At 62.4% G+C, this 12,670-nt stretch carries 14 protein-coding genes; 7 read left to right on the top strand and 7 right to left on the bottom strand.

All coding sequences use genetic code 11. From position 1 onward, the window contains the following. A partial coding sequence (locus tag V3W40_RS13720; RefSeq protein WP_442962840.1) for a hypothetical protein occupies positions 1–354 on the top strand: 354 nt, incomplete at its 5' end. Here V3W40_RS13720 and V3W40_RS13715 read toward each other — a convergent pair. Next, a complete protein-coding gene (locus V3W40_RS13715) occupies positions 351–815 on the bottom strand; it encodes a TIGR02444 family protein (RefSeq protein ID WP_330215155.1) in 465 nt (154 codons plus the stop codon). The genes V3W40_RS13720 and V3W40_RS13715 overlap by 4 nt on opposite strands. Positions 816–865: 50 nt before the next feature. Here V3W40_RS13715 and V3W40_RS13710 point away from each other — a divergent pair, with 50 nt between their 5' ends. From V3W40_RS13710 to V3W40_RS13700, 3 genes are all read left to right on the top strand, one after another. Continuing rightward, a complete protein-coding gene (locus V3W40_RS13710) occupies positions 866–2,776 on the top strand; it encodes an ATP-binding cassette domain-containing protein (RefSeq protein WP_065926670.1) in 1,911 nt (636 codons plus the stop codon). Further along, positions 2,776–3,348, top strand: a complete 573-nt coding sequence (locus V3W40_RS13705; RefSeq protein ID WP_003176850.1) for a mechanosensitive ion channel family protein — start codon at positions 2,776–2,778, stop codon at positions 3,346–3,348. The genes V3W40_RS13710 and V3W40_RS13705 overlap by 1 nt, the downstream gene beginning before the upstream one ends. Positions 3,349–3,439: 91 nt before the next feature. Continuing rightward, positions 3,440–4,072: a LysE family transporter gene (locus tag V3W40_RS13700; protein ID WP_027608340.1), complete on the top strand. Its 633-nt coding sequence runs from the start codon at positions 3,440–3,442 to the stop codon at positions 4,070–4,072. Between the two features lie 151 nt (positions 4,073–4,223). Here the strand turns inward: V3W40_RS13700 and V3W40_RS13695 are convergent, their stop codons facing one another. The 4 genes from V3W40_RS13695 to V3W40_RS13680 are packed head-to-tail and all read right to left on the bottom strand — an operon-like array spanning position 4,224 to position 7,367. Then, positions 4,224–4,964 carry a penicillin-binding protein activator LpoB gene (locus V3W40_RS13695; RefSeq protein WP_330215154.1) on the bottom strand — a complete coding sequence of 247 codons (741 nt, stop codon included), beginning with the start codon at positions 4,962–4,964 and terminating at the stop codon, positions 4,224–4,226. 3 nt (positions 4,965–4,967) lie between these two features. Beyond that, a complete protein-coding gene (gene lpoB, locus V3W40_RS13690) occupies positions 4,968–5,555 on the bottom strand; it encodes a penicillin-binding protein activator LpoB (protein WP_027608342.1) in 588 nt (195 codons plus the stop codon). Between the two features lie 35 nt (positions 5,556–5,590). Next, complete coding sequence (locus V3W40_RS13685) at positions 5,591–5,962, bottom strand: YcfL family protein (protein ID WP_015886478.1); 372 nt, start codon at positions 5,960–5,962, stop codon at positions 5,591–5,593. Positions 5,963–5,972: 10 nt separating this feature from the next. Then, on the bottom strand, positions 5,973–7,367 hold the full coding sequence (locus V3W40_RS13680) for a COG3014 family protein (RefSeq protein ID WP_065926668.1): 1,395 nt from the start codon (positions 7,365–7,367) through the stop codon (positions 5,973–5,975). Between the two features lie 268 nt (positions 7,368–7,635). Between V3W40_RS13680 and V3W40_RS13675 the strand changes: the two genes are divergently transcribed. After that, complete coding sequence (locus tag V3W40_RS13675) at positions 7,636–9,531, top strand: cytochrome c/FTR1 family iron permease (protein ID WP_074847955.1); 1,896 nt, start codon at positions 7,636–7,638, stop codon at positions 9,529–9,531. 1 nt (position 9,532) lies between these two features. Further along, complete coding sequence (locus V3W40_RS13670) at positions 9,533–9,988, top strand: YaiI/YqxD family protein (RefSeq protein ID WP_065926879.1); 456 nt, start codon at positions 9,533–9,535, stop codon at positions 9,986–9,988. 29 nt (positions 9,989–10,017) lie between these two features. Here the strand turns inward: V3W40_RS13670 and elbB are convergent, their stop codons facing one another. Next, positions 10,018–10,683, bottom strand: a complete 666-nt coding sequence (elbB, locus tag V3W40_RS13665) for an isoprenoid biosynthesis glyoxalase ElbB (protein WP_065948752.1) — start codon at positions 10,681–10,683, stop codon at positions 10,018–10,020. 116 nt (positions 10,684–10,799) lie between these two features. Between elbB and V3W40_RS13660 the strand changes: the two genes are divergently transcribed. Beyond that, on the top strand, positions 10,800–12,035 hold the full coding sequence (locus V3W40_RS13660; RefSeq protein WP_065926665.1) for a sterol desaturase family protein: 1,236 nt from the start codon (positions 10,800–10,802) through the stop codon (positions 12,033–12,035). Here the strand turns inward: V3W40_RS13660 and V3W40_RS13655 are convergent. Continuing rightward, the gene (locus V3W40_RS13655; protein WP_065926664.1) at positions 12,016–12,654 is read right to left on the bottom strand and encodes a DedA family protein; all 639 of its coding nucleotides are present in this window, start codon (positions 12,652–12,654) and stop codon (positions 12,016–12,018) included. The two genes, V3W40_RS13660 and V3W40_RS13655, sit on opposite strands and share 20 nt — an antisense overlap. Positions 12,655–12,670 lie beyond the last annotated feature (16 nt).

The raw sequence follows: 12,670 nt of genomic DNA, 5'->3' as shown, positions 1-12,670 counted from the left end.
GCTAAAACCGCTGCTGCGAAACCAGCCGCGAAGCCAGTTGCTAAAACCGCTGCTGCAAAGCCGGCCGCGAAGCCAGCTGCTAAAACCACTGCCGCCAAACCAGCCGCCAAACCTACTGCTGCAAAACCGGCTGCCAAACCTGCGGCTGCAAAGCCAGCCGCCAAGCCAACTGCAAAGCCTGCTGCTGCAAAGCCAGCCGCCAAGCCAGTTGCAAAGCCTGCTGCTGCGAAACCAGCACCGGCCAAGCCAGCAGCACCTGCTGCTACCCCGGCAGCGACCACCGCTCCAACCGCATCGGCCAGCAGCACCCCTGCACCGGTAGCGCCAAGCACCACCCCAACCAGCGCTTCCTAAGTGCCGGTGATCATGACGCGCAGCTGCTGCAGCGCGTCATGGTCAAGGTTGGCGGCATCCTCAGCCGCCAGTCCTTCCAACCACCGCGGTTGAGTCATCTCCCCTTTCGGCCATGCCTGCGTCAACGCTTCCAGGCGCGTCAGCAATTGCCGTTCGGCATCCAGTTCCAGGGCTTTGACCCGCTCGCGCAGCGCCGCCAGTTGCTCATCCTGCTGCACCATGGCACGCCATTGCACACGCAACTGCCGCAAGGGTTCGATCACCTGCGCCTGCCACGGCCGGGCCAGCTGTTGCAGGGTGCGCATACGCTCCGGCTCAAGTGCCACGCCCCGCTGTTCCAGCCACGCGCCGCAGAGCAACAGGCACACGTCCGCCCCTTGCTCCTGCAAGCGCAGGCAGGCGGCTTCGACGCCCGGACGGGCGTAAGTCGAGAGAGCAAAGCTCCACAGGTCAGCGTTCATATTCACACCCAAGCCAGCGGCCAACGAAGCTGGTAGACTCCGCCGCCATTATGATCCGACTTCAAAGCCTAACATTACAGCGTGGCCCGCAACGTCTTCTCGAAGACGCCGAGCTGACCCTGCACGCCGGTCACAAAGCCGGCCTGATCGGTGCCAACGGCGCCGGCAAATCCACGTTGTTCGCCCTGTTGCTGGGTGAGCTGACCCCGGATTCCGGGGACTGCTTGCTGCCGGCCGACTGGCGCATCGCCCATATGCGCCAGGAGATCGACACCCTGGACCGCATCGCGATCGACTACGTGCTCGATGGCGATCTGCGCCTGCGCCAGGTGCAGCACGACCTGGCCGAGGCCGAGAAAGCCCAGGACGGCGCCGCCCAGGCCCGCCTGCACGCGGAACTCGACAGCGCCGACGGCTACACCGCCGACGCCCGCGCCCGCAAGATGCTTGCCGGTCTTGGCTTCACCAACGAACAGATGGATCGTCCGGTCGCCGACTTCTCCGGTGGCTGGCGCATGCGCCTTAATCTGGCCCAGGCGCTGATGTGCCCCTCGGACCTGCTGCTGCTCGACGAACCGACCAACCACTTGGACCTCGATGCGATCCTGTGGCTGGAGGACTTCCTCAAGAGCTATCAGGGCACCTTGCTGCTGATTTCCCACGACCGGGACTTCCTCGACGCCGTGGTCGACAACATTGCCCACGTCGAACAGAAGAAGATCACGCTCTACCGTGGCGGCTACACCGCATTCGAACGGGCGCGTGCCGAGCGCCTGGCCCAGCAGCAGCAGGCGTTCGAGAAGCAGCAGGCGCAGCGCGCGCACATGGAAAGCTACATCGCCCGGTTCAAGGCCCAGGCCACCAAGGCCCGCCAGGCCCAGAGCCGGATCAAGGCCCTGGAGCGCATGGAAGAACTGTCGGCGGCCCACGTCGATTCGCCGTTCGACTTTGTGTTCCGCGAATCGGTGAAAATCTCCAGCCCGTTGCTGGACCTCTCGGATGCCCGCCTGGGGTATGGCGAGAAAACCATCCTGGAGAAGGTCAAGCTGCAGCTCACCCCAGGTGCGCGCATCGGTTTGCTCGGCCCGAACGGCGCGGGCAAGTCGACGCTGATCAAGAACCTGTCGGGCGAGCTGCAACCCCTGGCCGGTCGTTTGACCCGTGGCGAGAACCTGGTGGTGGGCTACTTCGCCCAGCATCAGTTGGACTCCCTCGACGCCAAGGCCAGCCCGTTGCTGCACCTGCAACGCCTGGCGCCGACCGAGCGCGAGCAAACCCTGCGCGACTTCCTCGGTGGCTTTGACTTCCGTGGCGCGCGCATCGATGAGCCGGTGCTGAACTTCTCCGGCGGCGAAAAAGCCCGCCTGGCCCTGGCGTTGATTGCCTGGGACCGCCCGAACCTGCTGCTGCTCGACGAACCGACCAACCACCTCGACCTGGAAATGCGCCTGGCGCTGACCATGGCCTTGCAGGAGTTCAGCGGTGCGGTCCTGGTGGTGTCTCACGATCGCCACTTGCTCAAGAGCACCACCGACAACTTCCTGCTGGTAGCGGATGGCAAGGTCGAAGAGTTCGACGGCGACCTGGACGACTACGCCCGCTGGCTCACGGACTACCGCCTGCGCAATGCGCCGGTCAGCAACACCCCGGTCAACCCGGACAAGACCGATAAGAAAGCCCAGCGCCAGGCCGCTGCCGCACTGCGCCAGCAGTTGGCGCCGCACAAGCGCGAAGCCGACAAGCTTGAGGCCGAGTTGGGCAAAGTGCACGAGCGCCTGGCCAAGATCGAAGCCAGCCTGGGCGACAGCGCCGTGTACGAGGCTGCGCGCAAGGATGAGCTGCGCGACCTGCTGGCCGAACAGGCCAGGCTCAAGGTGCGCGAAGGGCAATTGGAGGAAACCTGGATGGAAGCCCTCGAACTGCTGGAAACCCTGCAAGCGGAGCTGGAGGCGCTGTCCTGATGGAAGCCTTGCAACTGCCGTTGCCTGCGCAATGGATCGAGCCTGTATGGATCGGCGTGCAAATCCTGCTGATCCTGCTGGCCGGCTACCTCGCCCAGCGGTTTGTCGCCAAGGGCCTGACGCGCCTGGGTGAGCGCTACCCGTTTCCGCCACAACTGCTGATGCCCCTGCGTGGCGGATTGCGCTGGCTGATCATGGGCAGTGCGTTGATCTTTGTGCTGGGCCGGCTGGGTGTGTCCGCCACGGTGTTGTGGACCGCGCTGTCGGGGTTTGTCGCAGTGGCGGCAGTGGCGTTCTTCGCCATGTGGTCGGTGTTGTCCAACCTGCTGTGTGCGATCCTGATCTTTACCGTCGGACCGTTTCGCCTCGGTGACATCGTCGAGTTGGTGGATACCGTCGACAAGCCCGGCGTGAAGGGCAGGGTAGTGGCGATCAACTTGCTCTACACCACACTGATCGAAGTGGAAGCGGCAGGCACCGACAGCGCCATCGTACAGGTGCCTAACAGCCTGTTCTTCCAGCGCTCGGTGCGGCGTTGGCCCGGCACCCATGTGTTCCCTGGCGACCGCTAGCATTTACCGCGTGTAAAAATCTATAGCCAGCCTCTGCTCGGCGGAGTTAGCTTAAGGCCCGACAATCGCTGACTCTTCCCCGAGGTGTGCTATGGCACTCGACACGTGGCTGGCCTTTTTCCTGGCCAGTTGGATCATCTCCCTTTCCCCTGGCGCCGGCGCCATCGCTTCGATGTCCAGCGGCCTGCAATACGGCTTCCTGCGCGGTTACTGGAACGCCATTGGCCTGCAACTGGGCCTGGCCATGCAGATTGCCGTGGTAGCGGGCGGTTTGGGTGCCATTCTGGCGGCGTCGTCGACCGCGTTCTATGCGATCAAGTGGTTTGGCGTGGCGTACCTGGTGTACCTGGCCGTCAAGCAATGGCGTGCCTTGCCCATGGACATGGCCGATGACGCGGCGATACGCCCGCTCGGCAAGCCAATGGCGATGATGTTCCGTGGTTTCCTGGTCAACGCCAGCAACCCCAAGGCCCTGGTGTTCATGCTGGCGGTGCTGCCGCAGTTCGTGAATCCCCAGGCGCCGTTGCTGGTCCAGTACCTGATCATCGGTGCGACGATGATCAGCGTCGATATGATCGTGATGGCGGGGTATACGGGGTTGGCGTCCAAAGTCCTGCGGCTGTTGCGCACGCCCAAGCAGCAGAAGCGCGTAAACCGTACGTTTGCCGGGTTGTTCGTGGGGGCTGCGGGTTTCCTGGCCAGCTTGCATCGCGCAACGGCGTAAACCTCGGTACCTCTGAAGAAACCGAGTTAAAAGTGTGGGAGGGGGCTTGCTCCCGATGGCGGTGTCTCAGTTACAGCTAAGCTGACTGACACCCTGCTATCGGGAGCAAGCCCCCTCCCACATGGGTTGTGTGTTTCCAAAGGATTACCCTTCAGCGCAGGATCTTCGGCGCTTCATCCCTTGGCAGGTTATTGCGCAACACCGGCTGGCCAGGCTCTTGATAGCCGCCGCCCAACTGTTCCGCCAGTTGCCGTGCCACGTCCTCACCCAGCGCCTTCGACACTTCCTTCACCACCCGCGGCCGGTTCAGGCTCACGCGTATGTCGCGGCTGTTCACCAGCTTGGTGTCCTGGCCTTCGCCCATGGCGGTAAACGCCGAGGTGATTTCGTAGGTGCGGGTGTTGATCAGGCTGAAATCCGCCACCAGCGTCAGGCCCAGCACCGCCGAGTAGCTGTTGGTGTGGTCCAGGGCGTTGATGTCCTGGGTGAAGTCGATGTCTGACAGCGTACCGAACAGCACATAGTCCGCGCCCTTGAAGTGACCGGCCTTTATGCGCTTGATCACGTCATAGACGTCACCCTTGGCATCGGCGGTGTAGGGCGTGCCCTGCACCAGCTGGAACTGGCGGGACTTGAGAATCTCCCCCTTGATATCACCGCTGAACTTGCGCAGCTCGGTTTGTTCGATGTAGCTGCTACGGCTCTCGTACTCGCTGTAGTTCGATGCACCGCTGGCGTTGTAGCTGCTTGCCTGGAAGTTGTTGCTGGCCGAAACATGGTGGATGTACTCCTCGACCTGCGCCTGGTAGGCCAGGTCGGTCACCGCGATCTTGGGTGCAGCCGAGGCGCCAAAGGCGCACAACAGGCCGATCAAACCGATCCATGCACGCATTGCCTAGCGCTCCGTGGTCTTGCGGATTTCTTTTTCGTCCATCCATTCGGCCAGGCCGCTCTCGACGTCGATCAGCTGCAGGCTGAACTTGTAGAACACGTCCTTGTAGTCCGAGCTGCGCTTGACGATGGAACTGATGGAGCCTTCCAGGCGGTACTTGGCGGCGACCATGTTGCCGGTCTTGCTGACGCTGGACTTCTTGTACAAGCCGCTCTGGTTCTGCAGCTTGAGCTGGTCGACCTGGCTTTGCATGTCGGTGTTGTCACTGGCGAAGCGTGCGGTGCCGGTCTTCATCAGCTGGGTCTTGATCGACGTGGTGATCTCACGGGTGTCGATGTACTCGCTGGTCTTGTTCTTCACGTCATACACCTGCACCACCGGGCGGCCTTGCAGGATGCCGGACTGGGCGAGGGAGCGGGTCATGCTTTCGGCGATCATCTGCAGGTCGGTGGAGCCGAACTCGTTGGTCACCAGTTCCACGGCCTTGGTGTCGCCGTAGCTGATGTTTTTACCACCCAGTACCGGGGAGGTATTCGCGCAGCCGCTGGCCAGGACGGCAACCACGGCGAGAATCGAGAAGCGTGCAAGCATGGGGAAATCTCTCAGCAGCAAAAAGAATGAACGGCTCAAGGGGTTTTGACTTCAAGGCGGAAGTCCGCGGCCTGGGGCACATTGGCAATGGCGGGCAGGAAGGTCGCCTGGTTGGCGTACAGGTTCAGCACTTTCCAGGTCTCTTCATCGCCCACCGGGAAACCATCGGCGCCCAGCCAGGCGAAGCGGTAATACATCATCTGGTTACTGCTGGTGATATTGCTCAGTTGCACCTTGGCGGTGAGGAAGCCGTTCTCGCGGGCCACACGAATGGCGCCGACCGCGATGCCCTTGAACTTGCCCATCACCACGATCTTGCTCGCGGCGCTGCCAGGCTCCGGTGGTGGCGGGGTGGCGCAGCCGGCAAGCAGGACCAGCGCCAGTGCGCCGAGGATAAAGTGACGCATAGGGTGCTCCTTAAGGTTGTTTGAGGGCGATGGCCTGGGTTGTCGTGCCGGGCAGCACATGGGCGGCGAGGCCACCGGCGAACACTTGGTTGCCGACCACGCGCAGGGTGATCACCTGGTAGCGCTGGTCGGCCTTGATCGTTACCAGCGTGCCACCCAGGGCGTTGGGCAGGCTGACCTGGTGTTCACCACGCTTGAGGCGCAGACGCGTGACTTGGGTCATGTCCGGCAGGGTGCGCCAGGTGCGGGTGTCGGCGCCTTCGGTCACGGCCGAGGCGATACCCAGTACCAGGCCTGCCATGGGGTTGGTCTTGTTCAGGTTGTTCTGCGCCACACCACGGCTTACCGCACGCACGGTAGTGCGCAGGATGATGCCTGGCATGTCGTCACGCAGGGCGCGGCGGGACATGGCCGTGGTGCTGTTGAGCGCCGTGAGGTTCTGTTGCTGGCCGTCGACACCGATCTGGGCAAAGGTCGCTGTGGAGGTGTCGGCCTTGATCACCGGGAACGACAGCGGGGTGATCACCAGATTGCCATTGATCGGGATCGGCAGCGGCAGGCGTATCGAGTCGCGGGCGGGGGCGAGGCCGCTCTGCACCACGATCAGCACGTCGGTTTCGTCACTGCCGACCTTGGATTTGTCCAGGTCGAGCAGCGCTTTTTCCAGCAGTGGTGTGTTAGGGCGCAGCTCGACGGCCTTGCGATAACCGGGGGCTGCCAGGTCTTTTTCGCCCAGGGCTTCGTAGACGAAGCCGGCCAGGTAATGGCTGAACGCACTCTGGTAGCTGTTCTTCAGGCCGACCACCTCCGGCGCGTCGAGGGCCTGCACCGGGTAGCCGTGCAGGTCCTTGATCTGGGTGGTCACGCCCTGTTGCTCGGCTTCGTCTTCGCGCTTGAGGTATTCCTTGTCGCGCAGGTCGGCGATCACCGCTTCGCGTTCGTGGGTCTTCTTGATTTCGGTGCGTGCACCGTCGAAGTCGTTCAAGGCCAGCAGGTTCAGGGCCATCTGCGTGGTCAGCATGACTTTTTCGTAGTCATAGCCTTCGTAGCGACGCACCTTGTCATTGGCCAGGAAGCTGCCGAACTGGGAAAGGTATTTTGCGCTGTCGAACTTGACCGACTCTTCCCACTTGTAGACTTGCAGGTCGGCGCTGCGCCAGGCGGTCTGGCTGCCGGTCAGGTCGCCCTTGGCCCGCAGCAACTCGCCCTTTTCGAAGAAATACAGCAGGTCTTTGTCTTCGCCGGTGTTGTTCTTTTCCAGCAGGGTCAGGGCGGCGTCGACATTGCCGGTGGCGAGTTGCTGGTTGGTGGCTTGCAGCTCGGCGTCGTAGCTGCGGAACATTGAACAGCCGCTGAGCAAAGTGACTGCCGCGAGCGCGAGCGGAGGTAAGGCGCGAAAAACCATGTCACTTCTTCCCTGAAAGTAGTCAACCAATATGGTTATTCCTCATAAAACCGAGGAACGAAATTCCCTTTCGCACTAACAGGGCGCGGCATTATAAGCATCGTTACTGGCAAAACAATGGCTTTTTGCCTCGATTGAGCTGACAGCAATGCCAGTAACCCATCTCCAAAATGCCCCGTCCGCCCAAACGACAAATCACTAACGCCTTGAGTCAAACCCTTTAACGCTTAACAATGTGTTACTTCGTATTTCCACTTGAGATTCATTCATGACTGGCCCCTTCCGTTTTCTCGCCTGGCTGCTGTTGCCGGCATTGATGTCGTGCAGCTTCAACCTGCTGGCCGCGACTGCCGAGGGCGCTCCACAAGCCCTGCATCTGCTGGACTACATTGGCGCCGACTACCCACCGACGGTAGAGGCGGGCAAGGTGGTGGATGATTCGGAATACCGCGAGCAGGTGGAGTTTCTTGGGGTCTTGCAGGGGTTGGTGGCGGATTTGCCGCAAAAGCCTGAGCGCGCGGAACTGGTGAAGGGGGTCGAGGAACTGCTGGCGGCTGTCACCGCTCATGCAGACGGCGCGACCGTCGCTCGCCAGGCCCGCCAGTTGGGCGCCAAGCTGGCAGTCGCGTATGAAGTCAGCCAAGCCCCGGCCATCACGCCCGACCCGACGCGCGGCGCACCGCTCTACGCCCAGCACTGTTCGGTGTGCCACGGCACTGCCGGTGCCGGCGATGGTCCGGCCGGCGTGGGGATGACGCCGCCTCCGGCCAACTTGACGGATGCTGCGCGCCTGGATCGCCTGAGCCTTTACGCGATCTACAACACCCTGGGCCTGGGTGTCGAAGGCACTGACATGCCGTCCTTTGCTGACCAACTGGACGACCGCCAGCGTTGGGACCTGGCCACCTACATCGCCGGCTTCACCGCCGACCCGGCTGCGGCGAAAAGCGAGCAGCCCTTCAACCTCGCCGACCTGGCCCGCCAGACGCCTAATGAAGTGCTGGCCGCAAATGGCCCAACCGCTGCCGCGACCTTCCGCGCCCAGCGTGCGCAACCGCCGCAGGTCAAGCGTGGCCCGGCGCAGTTGCTCGATTACACCGCCAGCACCCTGGACAAGAGCCTCGCAGCGTTCCGTAACGGTGACCACGAGCAAGCCTATGATTTGTCGGTGGCGGCGTACCTGGAAGGCTTTGAGCTGGTGGAAAGCTCACTGGATAACGTCGATGCCAACGTGCGTAAGGACACCGAGAAGGCCCTGATGGCTTACCGGCAGTCGTTACAGGACGGTCTGCCGATCGAGCAGGTGCAGCAGCGCCTGGACGTGGCCAAGGGCAAGCTCACCGAGTCCGCAGGCTTGCTGGGCAGCGATGGCTTGAGCTGGTCGTTGAGCTACATTTCCGGTCTGCTGATCCTGCTGCGTGAAGGCCTGGAAGCCATCCTGGTGCTGGCGGCGATCCTGGCGTTCCTGCGCAACACCGGCCAGCAATCGGCGGTGCGCAGCGTCAACGTCGGCTGGGGCCTGGCACTATTGGCCGGCTTGGCCACCTGGGCATTGGCGGCGTATGTGATTGATGTCAGCGGCGCCCAGCGCGAATTGCTCGAAGGCTGCACGGCGCTGTTCGCCAGTGTGATGGTGCTGTGGCTTGGCGTGTGGATGCACGACCGCCGCCATGCCGCGGCGTGGCAGGACTACATCAAGAGCAGCCTGGTGGGCGGCGGTGGGCGTTTCGGTTTTGCGATATTGGCGTTCTTCTCGGTCTATCGCGAGCTGTTCGAAGTGATCCTGTTCTACGAAACCCTGTGGCTGCAAGCGGGCCCGGCCGGGCACAACGCGGTGCTGGCGGGTGGTGCCACGGCGTTGGTGCTGCTGGTGGGCCTGGCCTGGGTGATCCTGCGCGGTTCGGCGAAACTGCCGCTGGCGCTGTTTTTCGGCATCAATGCGGGGCTGTTGTGCGCGTTGTCGGTGGTGTTCGCCGGGCATGGCGTCAAGGCGTTGCAGGAAGCCGGCATCTTCGGCACGCGGCCAGTGGCGTTCTTTGACTTCGACTGGCTGGGCATCCACGCCGATGCGTACTCGTTGAGCGCACAGGCCGTGGCGATCCTGGCCATTGTGGTGCTCTATGGCCGCAGCCGGCTGGCAGAAAAGCAGCGAGTGGCGGCATAACATGCGCGTATGGATCGATGCAGACGCCTGCCCCCGGGCCGCCAAGGAGCAGGTGGTGAAGTTCGCCCTCAAGCGCCAGTTCGAGGTCGTCCTGGTGGCCGGCCAAAGCCAGATCAAGCCGAGCTTCTCGTGCGTGAAGTTGATCGTGGTGCCCAGCGGCCCGGACGCAGCAGATGACTATCTGGTGGAGCACGCAGTGCCCGGCGAACTGGTGATCTGCAGCGATGTGCCCCTGGCCGACCGCCTGGTGAAGAAGGGCGTCACGGCCCTCGACCCTCGGGGCAAGGAGTTCAGCCCGGCGAACATGAGTGAGCGATTGGCGGTGCGCAACCTGTTTACCGACCTGCGCGAGCAGGGCCAGATGGGCGGTGGACCACCGCCCCATGGGGAGAAGGACAAGCAGGCATTTGCCAACTCACTCGACAGGATACTGACGCGGTTAATGCGCCAGTCCTGATCCGTTGGAGAGGGAGCCCGGCATCCCCACTAATCGTTCTCGTGGGTCAGCTCCAGCACCCGGTCCACCAGCTTGTTGATGCCTGAGGCCACTTCACTGATGCTCTTGCCGAGCATATAGGCGGGCGTACTGACCAACTTGCGTGCGGTGTCCTCGACAATGTCTTCCACGCTGCATTCCTGGTGGGTGGCGCCCATCTTGTCCAGGGCCGCGGCAGTGTCGGTGTCGTTGCCGATGGTGCAGGTCACGCCCGGGCCGTAGATCTTCGCGGCCAGGGCCGGCGAGATGCAGATCAGCCCCACCGGCTTGCCCGCTTCGGCAAAGGCTTCGGCCAGTTCCAGCACGTGCGGGTTGACGCTGCAACCCGCGCCCTCGACGGCAAAGTTGGACAAGTTCTTCGCCGCACCGAACCCACCGGGTACGATCAGCGCATCGAACTCGTCGGCGTTGGCGTCTCGAATATCCTTGATCTCGCCCCGGGCAATGCGGGCCGACTCCACGAGGACGTTGCGCGACTCGGGCATTTCCTCGCCGGTCAGATGGTTGATCACATGCAACTGGGCGATATCGGGTGCAAAACACTGGACCTGAGCACCGCGCTGATCCAGGCGCAGCAGGGTGATCACGCTTTCGTGGATCTCTGCGCCGTCGTACACGCCGCAGCCGGAAAGGATCACTGCAATCTTTTTGCTCATGGGCATTTCTCCTGGAGTCTTGGCGTTAAATGTCTACTAATTTGTCACCTGTTGCCAATGGGATCTCGCGCTGCTGCACCTAATCTTGATGTAACAAAAATAGACCGGACCAGACCATGGACTTCGTGCCTTACGCGGTACCGTTTTTCATTGCCTTGATTGTGGTGGAGCTGCTCGCCGACCGTTGGCGTGGCCAGCGCAACTACCGGGTGGCGGACGCCATCAACAGCCTCAGCACCGGCGTGCTGTCCACCACCACCGGGCTGTTGACCAAGGGTATGGGGCTGCTGACCTACGCGTTCGCCCTCAAGCACCTGGCGTTGATCGAACTGCCTGCTCACAGCGTCTGGACCTGGGTATTCGCCTTTGTGTTCTACGACTTCTGCTACTACTGGCTGCACCGGATGGGGCACGAGCGCAATATCCTGTGGGCCGCGCACTCGGTGCATCACCAGAGCGAGGACTACAACCTCAGCACCGCCCTGCGCCAGACCAGCACCGGCTTCCTGCTGAGCTGGATCTTCTACCTGCCCCTGGCCGTGCTTGGCGTGCCGCTGGTGGTGTTTATCAGCGTGGCGTCCCTCAACCTGTTGTATCAATTCTGGGTGCATACCCGGCACGTGCCCAAGCTTGGCTGGTTCGAGTGGTTTTTCGTCACGCCCTCCAATCATCGGGCCCACCATGCACAGAACGCTCTCTACATGGATCGCAACTACGGCGGTGTGTTCATTCTTTGGGACCGGCTGTTCGGCACCTTCCAGGAAGAAGACGACAACGAGCCGGTGATTTTCGGCGTGACCACACCCTTGGCCAGCTGGAATCCGTTATGGGCCAACCTGCAGTTTTATGCACAGCTTTGGCGTGATGCACGGCGTACCGAAAGTAAGTGGGACAAGCTGCGCATCTGGTTCATGCGCACCGGTTGGCGCCCGGCGGACGTGAAGGCCAAATACCCCGTGGCCAAGCCGGATTTGAGCCAGTTCCGCAAATTCGACGTGCCACTGGACGCGCGCCAACAGGTCTACATCGCCCTGCAGTTCGCGGCGTATGTGGGGTTTGGCAGCTATTTGATGAATGTCGGCGAGGGTCTGCCCAGCGCAGCGCTGATTGTCGGCTGGGGGGCGATGGCGCTTGGATTGTTCACCCTGGGGGTAGCCCTGGAGAATCGCCCGTGGGCGTTAAAGGCAGAGCTGATACGCCTGGCGCTGAATGTGCCGTTGGTGTGGCTGGCGCCGGTGGTCGGGCTGTGGCCGGCCAGCAACCTGGGCTGGCTGGGCCTGGTGAGCTACAGCCTGCTCAGCGTGATTGGCCTCTACTGTTGCAGGGGCCGGCTTACTCGACTGGTGTCTTAGGCGCTTCTACCGGGACGGGCTCGGTGGCGGCGAGCCGCGCCTTGGCATCGGCACAGGCCTGGCGGGCGATACGGGCGTTCTTGAAGCGGCGGCGCAGCCACAGACCAAAGCCCAGCAGCAGCAAGGCGCCCAGTACCCATAGCTCGTATTTCTTGACGCTGCCCAGCATGCCTTCCAGTACCGCGCCGAAATGATAAGCCGCAGCGCCCAGGGCCGCCGCCCAGATTGCAGCACCTATACCGTTGAGGATCAGGTAGCGCAGTGGCGGGTAGCCTGACAGGCCGATCGCAACAGGCATTACCGTGCGTAAGCCGTAGACAAAGCGGAAGCTCAGCACCCAGATATCCGGGTGCTTGCGGATATGTTCCAGGGCCTTGTCGCCCATCAATTGCCAGCGCGGCTTGCGCGCCAACAGTTTGCGGCCGTGCTTGCGCCCCATGTAATACCAAAGCTGGTCGCCGGCGTAGCTGCCGAAGAAGGCAACGACCACCACCAGGTTGATATCCATGTACCCACGGAACGCCAGGAAGCCTGCGAGAACCAGGATGGTTTCGCCTTCGAAGAACGTGCCTAGGAAGAGGGCAAAGTAGCCGAAGTCATGCAGAAATTGTTGAAGCATGGTCTGGGTGCTGGCG

The sequence above is a fragment of the Pseudomonas sp. AM8 genome, from assembly GCF_036346475.1.
GTDB classification, from domain to species: Bacteria; Pseudomonadota; Gammaproteobacteria; order Pseudomonadales; family Pseudomonadaceae; genus Aquipseudomonas; species Aquipseudomonas marginalis.
This window is presented reverse-complemented; position numbering and strand designations above follow the sequence as displayed.

Excerpts from the sequence above, each read along its gene's own strand:
- V3W40_RS13715 (WP_330215155.1), bottom strand. The coding sequence starts at position 815 with ATGAACGCTGACCTGTGGAGCTTTGCTCTCTCGACTTACGCCCGTCCG.
- V3W40_RS13710 (WP_065926670.1), top strand. The coding sequence starts at position 866 with ATGATCCGACTTCAAAGCCTAACATTACAGCGTGGCCCGCAACGTCTT.
- V3W40_RS13705 (WP_003176850.1), top strand. The coding sequence starts at position 2,776 with ATGGAAGCCTTGCAACTGCCGTTGCCTGCGCAATGGATCGAGCCTGTA.
- V3W40_RS13700 (WP_027608340.1), top strand. The coding sequence starts at position 3,440 with ATGGCACTCGACACGTGGCTGGCCTTTTTCCTGGCCAGTTGGATCATC.
- V3W40_RS13695 (WP_330215154.1), bottom strand. The coding sequence starts at position 4,964 with ATGCGTGCATGGATCGGTTTGATCGGCCTGTTGTGCGCCTTTGGCGCC.
- lpoB (WP_027608342.1), bottom strand. The coding sequence starts at position 5,555 with ATGCTTGCACGCTTCTCGATTCTCGCCGTGGTTGCCGTCCTGGCCAGC.
- V3W40_RS13685 (WP_015886478.1), bottom strand. The coding sequence starts at position 5,962 with ATGCGTCACTTTATCCTCGGCGCACTGGCGCTGGTCCTGCTTGCCGGC.
- V3W40_RS13680 (WP_065926668.1), bottom strand. The coding sequence starts at position 7,367 with ATGGTTTTTCGCGCCTTACCTCCGCTCGCGCTCGCGGCAGTCACTTTG.
- V3W40_RS13675 (WP_074847955.1), top strand. The coding sequence starts at position 7,636 with ATGACTGGCCCCTTCCGTTTTCTCGCCTGGCTGCTGTTGCCGGCATTG.
- V3W40_RS13670 (WP_065926879.1), top strand. The coding sequence starts at position 9,533 with ATGCGCGTATGGATCGATGCAGACGCCTGCCCCCGGGCCGCCAAGGAG.
- elbB (WP_065948752.1), bottom strand. The coding sequence starts at position 10,683 with ATGAGCAAAAAGATTGCAGTGATCCTTTCCGGCTGCGGCGTGTACGAC.
- V3W40_RS13660 (WP_065926665.1), top strand. The coding sequence starts at position 10,800 with ATGGACTTCGTGCCTTACGCGGTACCGTTTTTCATTGCCTTGATTGTG.
- V3W40_RS13655 (WP_065926664.1), bottom strand. The coding sequence starts at position 12,654 with ATGCTTCAACAATTTCTGCATGACTTCGGCTACTTTGCCCTCTTCCTA.